Source organism: Coralliovum pocilloporae, assembly GCF_030845175.1.
GTDB classification, from domain to species: Bacteria; Pseudomonadota; Alphaproteobacteria; order Rhizobiales; family Cohaesibacteraceae; genus Coralliovum; species Coralliovum pocilloporae.
Window position 1 is genome coordinate 1339334 of sequence record NZ_CP132542.1, and the last position, 17686, is coordinate 1357019.

Genomic DNA, 17686 nt, shown 5'->3' on the forward strand with positions numbered 1-17686 from the left:
TTGCGAAAGTCTGGCCTGTCCGTCAAGCCCTAACGCCAATGATTAGCCGAAATCATGCCATTTTGATGGCTTTGAGCGAGTAGGACAGCGGCAGGCGAGGCTGACCCTCAGGCAGCCCGAACTGGTCTTCACCAACTTCTACCATCATGGGAACATGCTTCCAGGTCAGCGTATCATGCTCGTGCAGCCATTGCAGACCAAGACCATGGCGGCTCAATGCTGCCAGGACATCAGAGAGCGGATGATTCCACTCATAACAGCGCCTGTGCGTCAACGGCTGGCCATCCCCTGCATAAGAATAGTCTTCATCCCACTCAAGCGGTCCGTCTACGGATGTTCTCCAGTCATATTTGGCAACCAGCCTGCCATTTTCCTCATCCAGAACCATGAAAGACGGATGCGCTTCTGCAAGATACACTATGCCACCCGGCTTCAGAACAGCAGAGACCACACGGGCCCAGCCGTCTATATCCGGCAACCAGTTCAAGGCCCCCCAGCTGACGTAGACCATATCGAATGTCTGCCCGCCAAGGGCCGTGTCAGCATTATAGACATCTGATTGCACAAACCTCGCTTCCGTCCCCGCCTCTGCGGCAAAATCCCGGGCAGCCTTGATCGACTCCGAAGAGAAGTCCACACCCGTCACAGTCGCGCCAAGATGAGCAAGGCTCAAGGTATCAAGCCCGATATGGCATTGAAGATGGACAACTGATTTCCCGGCTATATCCCCGATTTCATCGGCTTCCAGAGCATGAAGGCATGAACCGCCGGCCATCACTTTGTCGATCCGATACAGGCCGGTCGTATCCTTTTTGTGGATCAGAGCCCGGTTATCCCAGTTCTTCAGATTGGCATCACTGAAAATCGTCATTCTTCAGCCCTCGAGAGTTGCGCTGAATGGGATCCACGCAACGTGCTTATACATTCACTGAAGCGAGTTGTTACTCGCCAAACCGGTTCCCACTTTGGCGCAACGCGCTTTAGGCAACAAAAAAGGCGGGCCAGATGGCCCGCCTTTGAATTCCATCTGAATAAGAACCTTATTCAGCAGCAGATGCTTTTTCTGCAGCTTTTGCAGCTTTTGCTGCAGCAACCCGGGCGCGGTCAGCATCGTTGAGACGCTTGGTGCGAACGCTGGTGGATTCTGCGATACGTGCAGACTTACCGCGACGGCTGCGGAGATAGTAAAGCTTGGCGCGACGGACCTTACCGCGGCGAACGACATCAATGGAGTCGATCATCGGGGAATAGATCGGGAATACACGCTCAACGCCTTCACCATAGGAGATCTTGCGAACCGTGAAGCTCTCGTTCAGGCCACCGCCCTTACGCGCAATGCAAACGCCTTCATAGGCCTGCACACGCTCACGGTTACCTTCCGTCACGCGTACGTTGACGCGGAGGGTGTCACCAGGAGAGAATTCCGGAACGGAACGCTTTGCAGCAACTTCCGCGATTTGCTCTTTTTCGAGCTCAGCAATGATGTTCATTAGTCCGTCCTTATTCTGAGGCGCGGCCAGAGCGTCCAATGCGCTCGACAACAACAAGAGCTGCTGCGTCGCAAGGGACGAATTCGTCGTGCCGGACTATTCGGATAAAACGTTGGGCGCACCTATAAGCGATCAGATAGGCTTTGTCATGTCTTTTTTGATACTATCATGACGATGATTTATCCGTTAACGCCATCCCCAATGCCGCTGTCGTTACAAGTAAAATTGAAAAGACACCATTGATGCCAACCCACTCGCCCAGAAGAATTGCGCCAACAATCATTGCAACAACAGGCTCGATGGAAATCAATACACCATAGTTCAGTGCTTTCATGCGTTTCAGCGCCTCGAACTCAAGAAAGAACGGCAGGGCTGTTGACAGGATGGCCACAACGCCAACGCCTGTCAGAAACAACGGATTATCGAATGCAAGTCCAAGTGCATCGAACCCTGATAGCGGGAACAGCACAAGAGCCGCAATTGTCAGGCCAAGCGCAAGACCGGACCCACCTTTGAGGCGGCCGCCAACATATTGACTGGTCAGGATAAAGCTGGCCCATCCGAGCGCCGCAGCAAAGGCATATGCGATGCCTGCCGGATCAATATCACCGCCAATTTCAGGGGTCAGCAAAAACAGGCCAAATCCCGCCAGCCCAACCCAGAGAGCATCCAGAAGGCGTTTTGAGGTGACAAGGGCAACGCCGAGCGGCCCCATAAATTCAATAGAGACCGCAATGCCAAGAGGGATACGGGCAATTGCCTCGTAAAAACACCAGTTAAACACAGCAATCGATGCGCCATAGAACAGCAACATCCCATACAAGCGAGGGGGATGCCCCCTGAGCGACGGGCGGCAGAAAAGGCAGAGCACACTGCCCGCAAGCAGAAGGCGCAGGAAAACAAGCTGAACGGGGCTGAAAACGGCAAACAGATAAACAGCAAGGGCGGCGCCCAGCTGGATGCACAGAATAGCGACAATCAGGAGGCCCGATGGCGGAACAGCATTCAGGCCAGATATCGTCCAGCGCTGTTTGGCCTTATTTTCCGCTGAAACCGTCTCTGAAAAACCGGTATGTGTCATAAGCTCTCGTCCGGAACAATCAGGCCGATCTTGTCTAATCCTGTTCTTCCGCGCAATAGGCATTCCAGAGATCAGGGCGTCGCTCTGCGGTCAACGTACGGGCTTCACTCTTGCGCCATTCAGCAATCTTACCATGATGCCCGGATGTCAGGATGTCAGGAATGGCCTTCCCTTCCCAGACGGCCGGACGGGTATAATGGGGATATTCAAGAAGGCCGGATTCAAAGCTCTCATCTTCGCCTGAGGCTTGCGCGCCCATGACACCTGGCAACAGGCGGATACAGGCATCCAGCAGCACCAGAGACGCCATTTCGCCACCTGACAGAATATAATCGCCGATGGAGACTTCTTCGAGCTGGCGTCCGTCAATCACTCGCTGGTCAACCCCTTCGAACCGTCCACAGACGAGGACAACGCCATCCCCTGAAGCCAGCTCCCGAACGCGAGCCTGATCCAGCGGTCGGCCCCTCGGGCTCAGCAGCAATCGCGGGCGGTTGTCTGTTCCAACCGAGTCAATAGCATCAGCCAGAACATCCGGCTTCAGCACCATGCCAGGACCACCACCTGCCGGGGTATCATCAACCGTATGATGCCTGTCATGAGCGAAGGAACGAATATTGACCGTGTCCAGCGCCCAGCGCCCTTGCTCAAAAGCCCGACCGCTGAGACTCTGGCCAAGAGGCCCTGGAAACATATCCGGATAGAGAGTCAGAATGGTCGCGCGCCAGCTCATGCGCCGGTCTCACGATCATCGGCACCCGGCTGGGCAATGATCTCATCAGGAAGGTCGATTGTGACAACGCCTTCATCCAGCGAAATCGCCGGGACCACGGCCATGGTGAAAGGCAACAGGGTGGTCTTGCCTGATCCGGATGTAATCTCAACAAGATCTCCGGCACCAAAGTCAAAAAGGCCAGAGACTGTCCCAAGCGCCTGGCCGTCAACAGATACAGCAGACAATCCGATCAGATCAGCATGGTAGAATTCGTCATCATCCTCTGCCTCGGGCAAGGCAGACCGATCCACAAACAACTGAAGCCTGTTCAGTGCTTCCGCTGCATTTCTATCGCGGATTCCTTTGAAACGGACGACGACAACACCCTTGGACGGGCGAATGGTCTCCACCTCCAGAACGGCTGGTTTCCCATCCGTTGAAAGCGGGCCATAAGAACCAAGTTCAAGGGGATCCGAGGTGAAGGATTTGACCCTCACCTCACCCTTGATGCCATGAGCGGCACCGATCACACCAAGACATAACAGGTTCTGATCAGCGCCCATGGCACACCTCGCTTGAAATCAAAGAGGCTTATTCTGCAGCCGCTTCTTCAGAAGCTTCGGCAGCAGCAGCGGCAGCTTCTTCTTCCTTCATGCGCTTCTCTTCAGCACGCTCAACAGCCTTTTTGCCCGGCTTGGCTTTATTCGGGTTGCTGCGAGCCGGACGGGTTGCGATGCCAGCGGCGTCCAGAAAACGGAGGACACGGTCGGTCGGCTTGGCGCCATTGGCAATCCAGTGCTGGACACGCTCGATGTCGAGCTCAACGCGCTGCTCGGAATCACGCGGCAGAAGCGGGTTGTAGGTGCCGACTTTCTCGACGAAACGGCCGTCACGCGGAGAGCGGACATCAGCAACAACGATGCGGTAGAACGGGCGTTTTTTAGAGCCACCACGGGCCAGACGAATTTTAAGAGCCATAACAGGATCCTTTGTTTGATATCTCAGTGTTCGTTAATCCGGCAAAGCCGGAGTGATTTACTTTTTCTTGCCCTTGCCGAGGCCGGGCAGTCCCGGAAAGCCGCCCATTCCAGGCAAGCCACCGGGCAGACCGGGCGGAAGACCACCCGGCAATCCCTTTGAAAGATCGGGCATCTGCGGCATGTCACCGGACTTTGCCATAGCTTCCAGTTCAGCCGGATCGATATTCGGCATACCTCCACCAAACAGGCCGCCCAGCATGCCGCCGCCTTTGCCCTTGCCAAGCTTCTTCATCATGTCGGACATCTGCCGATGCATTTTCAGAAGCTTATTGATGTCCTGCACCGAAGTGCCGGACCCTGCAGCCACACGCTTCTTGCGATTGGCATTCAGGATTTTCGGATTGCTGCGTTCCTTTTTGGTCATCGACTGGATAATCGCCACCTGGCGCTTGATAATCCCGTCATCCATATTGGCCGCAGCCAGTTGTTTCTTCATCTTGCCAATGCCGGGCATCATGCTCAGCATGCCGGACATACCACCGATCTTCTCCATCTGCTGGAGCTGGTCCGCCAGATCCTGCAGATCAAAATTGCCCTTGCGAAGTTTCTCAGCCGCTTTCTGGGCCTGCTCGGCATCAATCGCCTCAGCTGCCTTTTCAACCAGCGAGACAATATCGCCCATGCCGAGAATGCGGTCGGCAATCCGGGACGGGTGGAAATCCTCAAGAGCATCGGCCTTCTCGCCGGTACCGATCAACTTGATCGGCTTGCCGGTTACAGCCCGCATGGACAAGGCCGCACCACCGCGACCGTCGCCATCAACACGGGTCAGAACGATGCCTGAAATGCCAACCCGATCATCGAAGGACTTGGCCACATTAACCGCATCCTGACCGGTCAGAGAATCGGCAACCAGCAGAATTTCGTGAGGCTGAGCCTTTGCCTTGATCTCGGCCATCTCGACCATCAGGGGCTCGTCCACATGGGTCCGGCCGGCGGTATCCAGAATGACCACATCGTAACCGCCGAGACGGGCCGCATTCATCGCCCGGTCCGCAATCTGCGGAGGCGTCTGGCCAACCACAATCGGCAAGGTCTCAATAGCGTTCTGCTCACCCAGAACCTTCAGCTGCTCCATCGCAGCCGGGCGACGCGTATCGAGCGACGCCATCAGAACCTTCTTGCGGCTTCGCTCTGTCAGACGACGGGCGATCTTGGCAGTCGTGGTTGTTTTACCGGATCCTTGCAGGCCAACCATCATGATGGGCACTGGAGCCGATGCATTCAGATCGATTGTCTCGGCGTCCGACCCGAGCATGTCCACAAGCTGGTCGTGAACAATCTTCACCACCATCTGGCCCGGGGTCACCGATTTGACGACTTCCTGCCCGACAGCACGGCTGCGCACCTTGTCAGTGAAGGAACGGACCACATCCAGCGCCACATCCGCCTCAATCAGCGCACGACGCACCTCTCGCAAGGCAGCGTTCACATCCGCATCGGATAACGCGCCGCGCTTGGTCAGCTTGTCAAAAATACCGCTCAGTCGATCGGACAGGCTTTCAAACATGAATCCATCTCTTTACTTGCCGCACTCCCGGAGCAAACGACAATCCATACCAAAACGACACCCGCGGGCGCACAGCGCTGGCGGATGGTGACCTCCGGGATCTCTTTATACCTTGCGGGTCCCGGTCGGCGGCTCAATTGTCATCATCTCACAGGAGATTGGCGGTTTTTATGCGGAACAGCACAAAAGGTCAAGACCTTCCGTATCCAATGCCACTCTGATACGCGAAACAGACGCCGGCCTATCTCGCATAATGCTTAATGGCCTCCTCAAGATCATCAATGATGATCGCTTCACCATCTTCAACAAGGATCGCACCATCGCAATACTCTCGGAGGGTACGCATACTGTGAGAAACCATTATGATGTTTGAACTGGCGAGCTTGGTTCGGAAAACCCGACGGCACTTCTTCTTGAAGTGAGCATCACCGACTGCGGTCACCTCATCAATAAGATAAGTGTCAAACTGGATACCCATGCTGATACCGAAGGCGACCTTGGATTTCATACCGGAGCTGTATGTGGAGACCGGACTGTAGAAATAAGCCCCTATATCAGCAAAATCCCGCACATAATCGACAAGCTCATCTGTATCAACGCCGTAGATCCTGGCAACGAACCGTGTGTTTTCCAGACCGCTCATCGTGGCAGCCAGACCACCGGAAAACCCGATTGGCCAGGACACGTTGGCATCCCGATAGATGTGGCCTCTATCCGGCTGTTCTGCACCGGCAATAAGACGCATGATCGTGGATTTTCCAGCACCATTCCGCCCGATAAGAGCCATATTCCGGTCTCGTGGCAGAACCAGATTAAAATCCTTCAGAATAACCTTCCGGCTGTTCTTTATCCGATAGGATTTGGATACATTTTCAAAACGGATCATGGGTTTCGTCTCTAACTCACATACCGTCTGGTAAAGCGTTCAGCGATCAGACCCAGCACCGTCAGGGTCAAACCGAATGTCAAAAGATACCATTTCTCCAGAGTAAACGCATGATAGGTCGGATAAAAGGCCGTTCGAAACCAGTCAATCAGATGCACCACCGGATTCCAGGACAAAAAATACCGGATATTCGGGGGCATACTGTCCGGAATAAAGAAGATCCCGGATATGAAGAACATCGGCCGCGATATAATCGTTTCAACCCGGCTCCAGACAGCAAACAATCTGAAAAGGACCAGATTACATACGCCAACACCCACACCGAGCAAAACGCCTGAAAAGAATGCCATCAAAAGAGTAGCTATATCCTTCGGGTAATGGCCATATCCGGTCACATTCAGGACCGAGAAGAACACCAGCATAATTGCAATATTGGTGACAACGATAACGACAATTCGGGCTATCAGAATATCGAGCTCATTAATCACCGGATAGGACAAAAGAGACTGGTTCTGCTGCAGAGCTTTCATGAGCTTTGAGGATAGATGCTTGTAGAGCGTAAAAGCCAGAATGCCTGTCGCAAAAAACATAGCAAAATGCTGGCCAAGCGCTGGGTGCCGGCCAACTGCAGAAAAAATTGTAACCAGCAAGGCTATGCCGGCAGCAGGCTCAGCAATGGCCCACAGAAGACCGAATTTCGTATCACCATAAGTCGCACGTGCTTCCCGCAGAACAAGCGCCCCGAGCACACGCATCTGGACGATCATCGCCTGATTAAATGCACTCATAAAATCTGAATTTCCTTCTCACAGGACCTTCGGTCAGGCGAGATGATCCCTGATCGAATAGAAGATCACAACACCAACGCCCCAGAACACAATGGAAAGGATAGAAATAATGGCCACCGACAGCAGACGTCTTGGATAAGCAGCCAGTTCCGCAACAGATGGATTAACGAAGACCGCCAGATACCGTTGATTGCGATCCGCATCCGCACGCGCACGCTCAAGCGACGCCAAAGTCGCAGCATACATCTTCTCGGCAAATTCACGATCCAGCAGCAGCTCTTCATAATTCGACAGGAGAGATGTCAGGGCCTGAAAACGCTTCTCATCACCAGTAGTCTCTGTCTGGTTCGTCTGTACACTGCGCGGCAGGCTCAGTTGCTCTTTCTGCCGGGCAAGCTGGTTCTCAAGCGCAAGCTCTTCACGCCGAAGATTCTTGATCGTTGGTGAATCATCCGAAACCTCGTTGCGCAATGCCGCGATCTGAATCCGAATCGTCGCAAGCTGAGCTTCCAGACCACTGATGATGGTCAACTGGCCTTCAGCATTCTTGGTAGGGTCAATCTCGTTATTGTCTTCGCGAAACTTCAGGGTGCTCTGCCGCAAGGCTCTGACCCGAAGTTCAGCACGCGTAACCTCTTCCCGAGCATATTTCACCGTATCTTGCCGCGCCTGCTCCGACAGTCGGTTAACCAGCTGGCCTGTCTTCAGGACAACTTCATCAGCAATGCGCTTGGCATCCTCTGCCCGAAAAGCATCCACTTCGAAGGTGATGATATTGGTCGCCGCATCAAAGGACGTATCAATGCGACCAAGCCAGTAATCTATCAGGTCTTCAATCGGCACTTCAGGATCAAGACGCGTCAGAAAATCAGCCTCAGGTCGACTGAACAAAGCCCTGATATCAAGGCTTTCCTGCAGGGCCTCAACAAGCTCCCGGCTCTCAAGATAATCAAGGATGATATAGGAGTCCGTCGTAGTGGAGCCGGAATCAGCAACACCTGTGATGCTTGTCAAAAGATCCGTAGAAGGAACACTGGACTGACTGCGCACAGTGAAATGAGCTGTTGCATTATACCGATCACTGGCAATCAGGCCAAAATACAAAACAGACAATATAATCGGCAAAACGACGAACAGGAGCGCTGATACTCCCATACCGAACCGACGTAACTGGCCCGGCTTTACGCCGCCAATACTGCCAAGTTTCAGAAGCGCAACCTGACGATCGATCTGAGGTCTGGTTTCGGACTTAAGCCTAGGCAGAGCATCAGGGTTTTTCTTGGTCTGTAAGGCAGTAACCGTCGCAGACGCCGGTTCCACTCTCCGCTTGGCCTTCTTCCGGGGAGCAGCTGGTCGCTTATTCGGTACTTCTGACAAGAGTGATACTCCATATCCGCCAGTAAAATGACACGTCAAAACCTGATGCGGTCTGTCTTTTATTACTGGCCAGAGCTTCGTTGTAGTGCATGACTCGCTTCTACGGCAAGCCATTAATTGATAGCGCCCGAAAGGCCGAGGCCACGTAAAAACCGATTTGGGCTTTTTGATGTTTCCTGAAGATGATCCTATCTGCGTCAGGTTTACATCGTGTTAAGCATGTTGACCGTCTGCCCCGGCACCGCCCATTTCAACAGCAGGTTCTACACGGTTTGTCGCGGGGAGAAAGTCTGACTTATCCCCGTCCTTTCCTGCCGATTTATAGTCATCTCACAACCCGTGAGGAGACTTTCATGTCCGACAAGACCGCCCGCCACAGCCTTCCTTATATCATGCCTTCTCAGGCTCAGAAACACGTCACTCACAACGAGGCCCTGCGCCAGCTTGATGTCTTTGCCAATCTGCAGCTGGTTGCCCGGGATCAGAACACACCACCGCAGGCCCCTGCTGACGGGGAATGCTACAGCCTCGGCACCAGCCCTGACGGATCGTGGGCAAACCGCGCCGGGCAGATTGCAGCCTATCTGACGGATGCATGGTACTTTGCCCGACCATTTGACGGTTTGCGGGCCTATGATCTGGGATCCGGGGAACTCCTGCGTCATGACGGCACGCAATGGCATCTGATCACAACGCAGAACACCTCACCTGAACAATTCGGTATCAATACCAGCGCTGATGATACAAATCGTCTTGCGGTCAAATCAGACGCCATTCTCATGAGCCATGATGATGTTACCCCTGGAAGCGGAGATGTGCGTCTCAATCTCAACAAGGCGACGGACAGTCAGACAGCCAGCCTCATCTTTCAGACCGGCTTCTCCGCCAGAGCCGAGTTCGGGCTGACAGGTGACGATAACTGGCGGGTCAAGGTCACTTCAGACGGCAGCAGCTGGAACGATGCGCTGATTGCAGACGCAGATACAGGTCAGATGACCTTTCCCGCGGGCCTTCTTCATCCGGCCAGTGGTACCCGCCCGCAAGGATTTGTCGGCATTGACGGTGCATCCACAATCTATCGCGTTCATGCGCCTCACAAACAGAACCCGAGGCTGATGCAGATCGCGTCCATATCAGGAAACCGCATCACCCTGACAACAGCGGATGCTGAACTCGTCATAAACGCGTTCTCTGCCAGCTCCGCCATGATCCGCATATGGAATACAAGCAGGACACCCATGGAAAGCACATGGGTGACCGGCAGCCCGACAACCACATCACTTGACGTGCATTCATCAGCATCAATTGCCAGCTGGTCTTCTGGCGACACAATTCAGGTAGGCGAACCGCTCTCGGAGATCTCGACCCGTGTCATGGCACTCGATGTCAGTCCTATGCTGATCAGCAAATTCGGACAATCCTTTCGTCAGTCGGGCGTCCTAGCAAAATACCTGCTGATTGGTGACACAAATCAGCTTACCCCTCTGCAAACAATCGATATCGGCCTCACGCCAACGGGCGCAGGAGGGTCTTTCAACAACGCCACATCAAACAATCAGGGCGTGGCTGGCCAGGGGATTCTCTATATTCCGTGCAGCGAAAAATCACCGGTATCAGAATCAAACCTGATTTTCATACGAGAAACCGCGCCATCCAATGCGCCTGTTATCACCATGGCCTTTGTTGCAATTCTGGGGGTTCTGGTCGACCTGTAAACGATGGGTTTTGACTCAGGGTCAAGACTCGTTGCTCACGCCCATTCTGCGATAGTCCTTTTTCGTCCGGCGCGACGGAGGTCCGCAGGAAACCTTCTGGTTTTCAAGGATCTCCAACAAAGCCGGCGGTAAAATGACCCTAGAACCCGGTTGCTGCTGTTGCAGTCTGATAGGCCTGAATAGCCTGTTGGATCTGGGACGCGGCAAAACGATCACGCTCTTCGGTCTCTTCCTGCAAGGACAACGGTCCAGGCAAGGCTGTCTGCGATGGCTCTGACGAATCTTCATCTCCACCATTGATCCGTCTCTCCTGCAGCTCAGCCCGCGCCTGTGCCAGACCCTGCTGGGCCTGTCTGGCAACAGCCAAATCCTGAGAAGATGGTTCTGCCGGCGCAAGTGCCGCACGAATGACCACATCCAGTTTGCGGATAGTCTCTTCCGGATCCCCGGCAACCGGAGCCGCATCAATGGAAACCTCACCACCAATCGCATATCGCTTGCCGTCGGGGCCCGTCACTTCTGTATAGGTCGGAGGTCCGGCAAACTCACCGCCGACAGTCGCATGGGCCTGTTCATGAGCACGGACTTCAGCATCCCGATCCTTGAGTTTCCGAACCTGCTGCTCCTCTTCCTCAGACAGATCATTAGGTCCAGACTCGTTTTTGGATTTTTTCGGAGAATCCGTAGCCGACCCGTTGGCAGCAGATTGGGATGGTGATCGCAATGCATTGGCTGTCAGGCTGGCCGTCGCATTCCCCTGAGGTCTGACTGCAGCGGACGATGTATCGAGATTGTTGTTCTCACGCTCGCCCGTTCGCCCGCCCCGCAACACATCAGGCGGGTCGGCGCGCTGAAACACAGGAACGGCAGCACCAAGACGATCGATCATACAATCACTATGAGCAGTGGAAAGTATGCAAATCTTTAACCGGACGTTCACACCTTGGTGAATGCATCAAAAAAACACCTGAAACGGTGAATGTTTTTGAGAACCTGCTAGAGTATCAGTTAGAAATACATGGCTTACGACCCTATCTTAGGGTCAAGACTCATGACTATCGCAGAATGGACGTGAGCAATGAGTTTTGACCCTAAGGTCAATAAATCAGTCTGGACGTGCATATTAGATGTTTGACGCATTGAAACAGTTCATCGACCGGTTGTCCGGTCAGCCCCATGACTCTGCATTCGCGGATGATGACCATCGGCTCGCCGCTGCCGCATTGCTGGTTCATGCGAGCTCCGTAGATGGTGTGGTGTCGGGATCAGAAAGGGAAAAGATCAAGACCCTGCTGATGGAACGGTTCGGCCTTGGTCCCGCAGAAACAGACGAACTGATCACCGAAGCCCGTGACAAGGAACTGGAAGCCGTGGATCTCTATGGCTTCACCACGGTCCTGAAACGGAATCTCGATGAAGAAGGCCGTGAGAAAGTCATCGGGATGCTGTGGGATCTGGTCTATGCGGATGGCATAGTCCATGAATTCGAGGATAATCTGGTCTGGCGTGTCGCTGAGCTTCTGGGTGTCTCCGGCCGCGATCGGATGCGGCTGAGATGGCAGGCAGAAAGCCGCTCTGAAATCGCCGAAGACCCCGAATAAGGCCATTATCTGACCGGTGTCAGCCTGTCTCGCAGTCGACAGGGCTTGCCAAACTGCGAAATTTCCCGTAAACGCCTCCGCGTACCCGATCAGCGGTCTGCCGCCGGTCGGGCGTTTGCGTTTTCATTCTGTCACAAAGTTCTGGCACGGTGACGCGCTTTTGACAGCCTCCCTGTAGAGGCATCACGTGATACCGGGTTCTGCAGCAGCACGAAGCGTTGCATTCCCTTCTCTGGAAAGTTCGAGACCCCATGAAACTGCGCAATATTGCGATCATCGCGCACGTTGACCACGGCAAGACGACCCTGATCGACGTTCTTCTCAAACAGTCCGGTGCCTTTCGCGACAATCAGCGCGTGGAAGAGCGGGCCATGGACTCAAATGACCTCGAGCGCGAGCGTGGCATCACCATCCTGGCCAAAGTCACCTCCCTTGTCTGGAAAGACACCCGGATCAACATCGTCGACACACCGGGTCACGCCGATTTCGGCGGTGAGGTTGAGCGTATCCTGCACATGGTCGACGGCGCGATTATTCTTGTAGACGCCGCCGAAGGCCCGATGCCGCAGACCAAATTTGTGCTGTCAAAAGCACTGAAGATCGGCCTCAAGCCGATTGTCGCGATCAACAAGATCGACAAGCCGGAACAGCGCGCCGATGAGGTGCTGGATGAGGTTTTCGATCTCTTTGCCGCACTTGATGCAGACGAAAACCAGCTTGATTTCCCGGTTCTGTACGGGTCCGCCAAACAGGGTTGGATGGCACAGGAACCAGCAGGTCCGCAGGATTCCATGGGTCCGCTTCTCGACATGGTTCTGGATCATGTGGCCGAGCCGGAAGCCGAAGACGGCAATTTCCGCATGCTGGCAACCACCATTGAATCCAATCCGTTCCTCGGCAGGATCCTCACCGGTCGCGTCGTCTCCGGCAAGGCCGTTGCCAACATGCCGATCAAGGCACTGAGCCGGGACGGCAAAACCGTCGAACAGGGTCGCATTTCCAAGGTCCTTGCCTTCCGTGGTCTGGATCGCCAGCCGATTGAGTCAGGTGAAGCCGGAGATATTGTTGCCATTGCCGGCATGCAGACAGCCACGGTGGCTGATACACTTTGTTCACCGGATGTCGCCACACCGATCGAAGCCCAGCCGATTGATCCACCGACCCTTTCCATGACGTTCCGCGTCAATGACGGTCCTCTGGCTGGCACTGAAGGCAGCAAGGTGCAGAGCCGTGTGATCCGCGACCGTCTCTATGCGGAAGCAGAAGGCAATGTGGCGCTGAAGATCGAGGATTCGACAGAAGCTGAAGCCTTCATCGTATCCGGTCGTGGCGAATTGCAGCTTGCCGTCCTGATTGAAAACATGCGCCGTGAAGGCTTCGAGCTCTGCGTCGGCCGTCCGCGTGTGGTTTATCAGCAGGACGAAAACGGCAATCGCCTTGAGCCGATTGAGGAAGTCATCATCGATGTGGATGATGAGCATTCCGGTGCTGTTGTTCAGAAACTGTCGGAGCGAAAAGCCGATCTTCTGGAAATGCGCCCGTCCGGCGGTGGCCGTACGCGTCTGATGTTCCATGCACCAACACGCGGTCTGATCGGCTATCAGTCTGAACTGCTGTCCGACACCCGCGGAACCGCGATCTTCAACCGCCTGTTCCACGGATATGCTCCGTACAAGGGTGAGATCCCAAGCCGTCACACCGGTGTTCTGATCTCCAATGGTGATGGCGAGGCTGTTGCCTACGCCCTGTTCAACCTGGAAGATCGCGGCCCGATGATGATTGACCCGGGCGTCAAGGTCTATCGCGGCATGATCGTTGGTGAGCATACCCGCGGCAATGATCTGGAAGTCAACGTGCTGAAGGGCAAGCAGCTGTCAAACGTCCGCTCTGCGGGCAAGGATGATGCAGTCAAGCTAACAACCCCGATCCGTCTGTCTCTTGAAGCTGCCCTGTCCTACATCACAGATGATGAGCTGGTTGAGGTTACCCCTGAAACCATCCGTCTCAGAAAAGCACTTCTGGACCCGCATGATCGCAAGCGGGCCGAACGCGCCAAGAATGCTGCAGCGTAAAAACTGCGTATAAAATAAAGAGCGTTGCGCCGGGACGGATTTTGTTTTGGTGCAACGTGCTTCATAACGAGAAAACCCCGCCCTCTTTCGAAGGCGGGGTTTTCTTTTTCACTGTGCTCGTCAGGCAAGCGAACGGAGATTAGATCCGCTCGAGGTTTGCAGCCTGCTTGCCACGGCCACGCGGATCATCTTCCACGTCAAAAGCCAGCTTGTCACCTTCGTCAACCGGGCCAACACCAGAGCGCTCAAGAGCGGTGATGTGAACGAAAACGTCCTTGTTGCCGCCTTCCGGTGCGATAAAGCCGAAGCCTTTTGTCTGATTAAAAAATTTAACTGTTCCGTTCATGCGCATGGGAAACTCCTTTTCCGCACGAGAGTAAGTAGGTTGGATGTCACTAATGTGATATCCGGGTCATCTCAGATCGTCGGGAAAAGTCGTCCAGCCTTTCAGGCAGATGGCGTCTCAGCCGCTTCCGAGTTGCGCTCAAAACAAATGTCAAAGACGCTGCCAACGGATATAGTCTGAATCCGATGGAGCGGCAAGGAATTTAGACCGTATCCTCAATCAATATAAATGGAACAGCTCACCGGAGCGCAAGCGCCTGCCGCAGCACAGAGCCCACGCGGCCCTTTGTTTCCGGGCTGTTACGACAATTGAAATCCCGCGCCATGCTGTCTGCAGCCTGCCGTGCCAGTACATTGGCATCCGGATTTGCAGACGCATCAATATAGGCAACATGACAGGTTTTCCATCGTCCGAGCCTGGTCACAACAAGCACATTGACCTGTCGACCCGGCGCGTCCGGATCATCAACGAACCAGCGATGAATGACCGCAAAGGGCCGGAACTTGCCCAGCACCTTGACCCGCCGCCATTCAAGCGTCTCATTGATGGTGTTGAAGAAAGCAAATGTCTGGCTTGCAGCCTTTTCACGTTCAGCCTGCTGACCAAAGGAAACAAAAAAACGCAAGTCACCCTCTGCCACATAGACGGGGACACCCTGCAGGCCCCGACAACGCCATTTTGCCCAGGCCTCTTCCTCATTCTTATCAATGATAGAACAGGCTTCGAGCTTCACCTGGGAATATGTGCTGTCAATTGCCTGAGCCAGGGCGAGACCCGGCCAGACCATCAGAACACAGAAACTCATCCAGATTTTACACATCTTTCCAGCCTCCATCTGCCGGTAGTGTAGCATCCCGATGCCCGGGAGACGAGGCAGAGCAACACGACACCCGCAATGGATAATACCAATGGCCCGTGTTTTGGGCCTTGCGATTCCGCTCAAGGCCCCATAGAACCTGCCGAAAGACCCCCCTCTTGATGGAGTCATCTGATGAACCTCGACGCAATTGCACCTGGCAAGAACCCGCCAGAAGATATCAATGTAGTAATTGAGATCCCAAAAGGGTCTTCGATCAAATACGAGGTGGACAAGGATTCGGGCGCTGTTTTTGTTGACCGTTTTCTGTTCACCCCAATGGCCTATCCGGCAGATTACGGATTTGTGCCGAACACTCTGGCTGATGATGGCGATCCGATCGACGTCCTCGTTGTCGGACAGGACCCGCTGGCACCAGGCGTTGTCATCCGCGCCCGCCCGGTTGGCGTTTTGATTATGGAAGACGAATCCGGCCAGGACGAAAAGGTCCTTGCAGTACCGCATTCAAAACTCACACCATTCTACAATGATGTGCAGTCCTATGAGGATCTGCCGCAGATCCTGCGCGATCAGATCAAGCACTTCTTTGAGCGTTACAAGGATCTTGAGCCAGGCAAATGGGTCAAGGTGAAAGACTGGCAGGGTGCTGAGAAAGCCGGCGAACTGATCCAGGCATCCATTGACGCCGCAAAAAAATAACGACAGAGGCAGGTCTGCCCTCTTCGGTCGCCCCAATAAAAAAGGCGCTTCGGACAATCCCGAAGCGCCTTTTGTTTGTCTGAAACTGTTCCGGCTTAGTAACCGGCGACAGCCGCAATCAAAGGCATTGAGCGCAGATTGCAGGCAGCCTGAACCGTATTGGACAGGAGGCAGGCAATGGTCATCGGGCCAACACCACCCGGAACCGGGGTGATGGAACCAGCCACTTCAAGAGCTTCCTCGAAGTGAACATCACCAACCAGCTTGCTTTTGCCTTCGCCTTTTTCAGGAGCAGGCACACGGTTGATGCCCACGTCGATGACACAGGCGCCTGGCTTAATCCAATCACCGCGCACCATTTCCGGGCGTCCAACAGCAGCAACGAGAAGGTCAGCAGAGCGACAAACTTCCTCAATGTTCTGAGTGCGGGAATGCGCCATGGTTACGGTGCAGTTCTCGTTCTGCAGAAGCAGGGAAACCGGCTTGCCCACCAGAATGGAGCGGCCAAGAACAACGGCATTGAGGCCAGACAGCTTGTTGCTCAGCGCCTGTTTGGCGAGAAGAACGCAGCCCTGAGGCGTACAGGCGACAAGACCTGGCTTGCCAAGAACGAGGCTTCCGGCATTCACCGGATGCAGACCGTCAACATCTTTCATCGGGTCGATAGAAAGAACAACATTGTCGGTGTTGATATGCTTCGGCAGAGGCATCTGCACGAGGATACCATCCACTTCCGGATCGTTGTTGAGCTGCTGAACCAGCGCAATCAGATCAGCTTCGGAGGTTTCTTCCGGCAGGCGGTGCTCAATGGAGCGCATGCCGCATTCTTCGGTCTGTTTGACCTTGCTGCCCACATAGACCTTACTGGCCGGATCTTCACCAACCAGAACAACGGCGAGGCCCGGCACGAAACCGTGACGCTCTTTCAGTCCTGCAACAGAGTCTTTCACACCGGCACGAAGGCGTTCGGCCCGTGCCTTTCCATCAATCAGTTGAGCGGCCATATGCTCTCAAACTCCCTTGGAATAGCAAGATCAAACCGTCTGGAGGACCCAAACGGTTCAAAGCAAAATGTATATACAGGAGGTTCCGCCGCCCAGGTGTGCCTGATGCGACGGATTGATCCAATTTGCCGACGTGATTTCGTCCAAATGTCCGGTCAGTACACAGACGGATAAATGTAATAGACAATCACACGCTGGAGAAAGAAGACGAACAGGATCAGCACCAGCGGAGACAGGTCAAGACCCCCCAGCATTGGCAGTCTGTTCCGGATCGGACGCAGAACGGGTTCCGTCATCTGGTAGAGCATATTGCCGATAGTGGCGATAAACTGGTTGCCCGTATTGATCACGTTGAATGCATAAAGCCAACTGAAGATAATGTGGGCAATGATGATCCAGGTGTAGAAGTTCAATGCGATGAGAATGACGTCAAGAAGTGCGCGCATCTGAGCTCCAAAGCTGTTCGCCGGACAGATTCCGGCTTTTCTGTATTCCCATGTAACCCTGTCACACCTGTTTCGCAAGCAGCCACGGGCGCAGAACAA

Annotated in this window: 18 protein-coding genes and 1 pseudogene; 4 read left to right on the forward strand and 15 right to left on the reverse strand. The window is 54.3% G+C overall.

Going from position 1 to position 17686, the window contains the following annotated elements; all coding sequences use genetic code 11:
• Positions 1-52 precede the first annotated feature (52 nt).
• From RA157_RS06235 to RA157_RS06280, 10 genes and pseudogenes are all read right to left on the reverse strand, one after another.
• Positions 53-871, reverse strand: coding sequence for a class I SAM-dependent methyltransferase (locus RA157_RS06235; RefSeq protein ID WP_350335607.1), 819 nt, complete (start codon positions 869-871; stop codon positions 53-55).
• Positions 872-1043: 172 nt separating this feature from the next.
• Positions 1044-1490: pseudogene (gene rplS, locus RA157_RS06240) on the reverse strand (50S ribosomal protein L19); the annotation flags it as partial.
• A gap of 166 nt (positions 1491-1656) precedes the next feature.
• A complete protein-coding gene (locus RA157_RS06245; protein WP_350335608.1) occupies positions 1657-2571 on the reverse strand; it encodes an EamA family transporter in 915 nt (304 codons plus the stop codon).
• A 34-nt stretch (positions 2572-2605) separates the two neighbouring features.
• Positions 2606-3304 carry a tRNA (guanosine(37)-N1)-methyltransferase TrmD gene (trmD, locus tag RA157_RS06250; protein WP_350335609.1) on the reverse strand — a complete coding sequence of 233 codons (699 nt, stop codon included), beginning with the start codon at positions 3302-3304 and terminating at the stop codon, positions 2606-2608.
• A complete protein-coding gene (gene rimM / locus RA157_RS06255; RefSeq protein WP_350335610.1) occupies positions 3301-3849 on the reverse strand; it encodes a ribosome maturation factor RimM in 549 nt (182 codons plus the stop codon). The genes trmD and rimM overlap by 4 nt, the downstream gene beginning before the upstream one ends.
• Positions 3850-3877: 28 nt before the next feature.
• Positions 3878-4264: a 30S ribosomal protein S16 gene (rpsP, locus tag RA157_RS06260; protein ID WP_350335611.1), complete on the reverse strand. Its 387-nt coding sequence runs from the start codon at positions 4262-4264 to the stop codon at positions 3878-3880.
• 57 nt (positions 4265-4321) lie between these two features.
• Complete coding sequence (gene ffh / locus RA157_RS06265; RefSeq protein WP_350335612.1) at positions 4322-5836, reverse strand: signal recognition particle protein; 1515 nt, start codon at positions 5834-5836, stop codon at positions 4322-4324.
• Between the two features lie 241 nt (positions 5837-6077).
• Positions 6078-6722, reverse strand: coding sequence for an ABC transporter ATP-binding protein (locus tag RA157_RS06270; protein WP_350335613.1), 645 nt, complete (start codon positions 6720-6722; stop codon positions 6078-6080).
• An 11-nt stretch (positions 6723-6733) separates the two neighbouring features.
• The gene (locus RA157_RS06275) at positions 6734-7510 is read right to left on the reverse strand and encodes an ABC transporter permease (protein WP_350335614.1); all 777 of its coding nucleotides are present in this window, start codon (positions 7508-7510) and stop codon (positions 6734-6736) included.
• A gap of 33 nt (positions 7511-7543) precedes the next feature.
• Positions 7544-8887, reverse strand: a complete 1344-nt coding sequence (locus RA157_RS06280; RefSeq protein ID WP_350335615.1) for a KpsE/RkpR family capsule polysaccharide export protein — start codon at positions 8885-8887, stop codon at positions 7544-7546.
• Positions 8888-9240: 353 nt separating this feature from the next.
• On the opposite strand from RA157_RS06280, the gene RA157_RS06285 reads away from it, so the two are divergent.
• Positions 9241-10602 carry a DUF2793 domain-containing protein gene (locus RA157_RS06285; RefSeq protein ID WP_350335616.1) on the forward strand — a complete coding sequence of 454 codons (1362 nt, stop codon included), beginning with the start codon at positions 9241-9243 and terminating at the stop codon, positions 10600-10602.
• Between the two features lie 139 nt (positions 10603-10741).
• Here the strand turns inward: RA157_RS06285 and RA157_RS06290 are convergent, their stop codons facing one another.
• Complete coding sequence (locus tag RA157_RS06290) at positions 10742-11491, reverse strand: putative metalloprotease CJM1_0395 family protein (protein WP_350335617.1); 750 nt, start codon at positions 11489-11491, stop codon at positions 10742-10744.
• A gap of 238 nt (positions 11492-11729) precedes the next feature.
• On the opposite strand from RA157_RS06290, the gene RA157_RS06295 reads away from it, so the two are divergent.
• Positions 11730-12203: a tellurite resistance TerB family protein gene (locus RA157_RS06295; protein WP_350335618.1), complete on the forward strand. Its 474-nt coding sequence runs from the start codon at positions 11730-11732 to the stop codon at positions 12201-12203.
• A gap of 251 nt (positions 12204-12454) precedes the next feature.
• Positions 12455-14275 (forward strand): translational GTPase TypA, encoded by a 1821-nt coding sequence (gene typA / locus RA157_RS06300; RefSeq protein WP_350335619.1) that lies wholly within the window; start codon positions 12455-12457, stop codon positions 14273-14275.
• Between the two features lie 139 nt (positions 14276-14414).
• Here the strand turns inward: typA and RA157_RS06305 are convergent, their stop codons facing one another.
• Positions 14415-14627 carry a cold-shock protein gene (locus RA157_RS06305; protein WP_350335620.1) on the reverse strand — a complete coding sequence of 71 codons (213 nt, stop codon included), beginning with the start codon at positions 14625-14627 and terminating at the stop codon, positions 14415-14417.
• A 232-nt stretch (positions 14628-14859) separates the two neighbouring features.
• Complete coding sequence (locus RA157_RS06310) at positions 14860-15441, reverse strand: hypothetical protein (protein ID WP_350335621.1); 582 nt, start codon at positions 15439-15441, stop codon at positions 14860-14862.
• A 171-nt stretch (positions 15442-15612) separates the two neighbouring features.
• On the opposite strand from RA157_RS06310, the gene ppa reads away from it, so the two are divergent.
• Positions 15613-16137: an inorganic diphosphatase gene (gene ppa, locus RA157_RS06315; RefSeq protein WP_350335622.1), complete on the forward strand. Its 525-nt coding sequence runs from the start codon at positions 15613-15615 to the stop codon at positions 16135-16137.
• A 95-nt stretch (positions 16138-16232) separates the two neighbouring features.
• Here ppa and folD read toward each other — a convergent pair whose 3' ends face one another.
• Together folD and RA157_RS06325 are read right to left on the reverse strand one after the other, a co-directional pair.
• On the reverse strand, positions 16233-17141 hold the full coding sequence (gene folD / locus RA157_RS06320; protein ID WP_350335623.1) for a bifunctional methylenetetrahydrofolate dehydrogenase/methenyltetrahydrofolate cyclohydrolase FolD: 909 nt from the start codon (positions 17139-17141) through the stop codon (positions 16233-16235).
• A gap of 155 nt (positions 17142-17296) precedes the next feature.
• Entirely contained in the window at positions 17297-17587 is a 291-nt protein-coding gene (locus tag RA157_RS06325; protein WP_350335624.1) for a YggT family protein, read from the reverse strand.
• Positions 17588-17686: the final 99 nt, after the last annotated feature.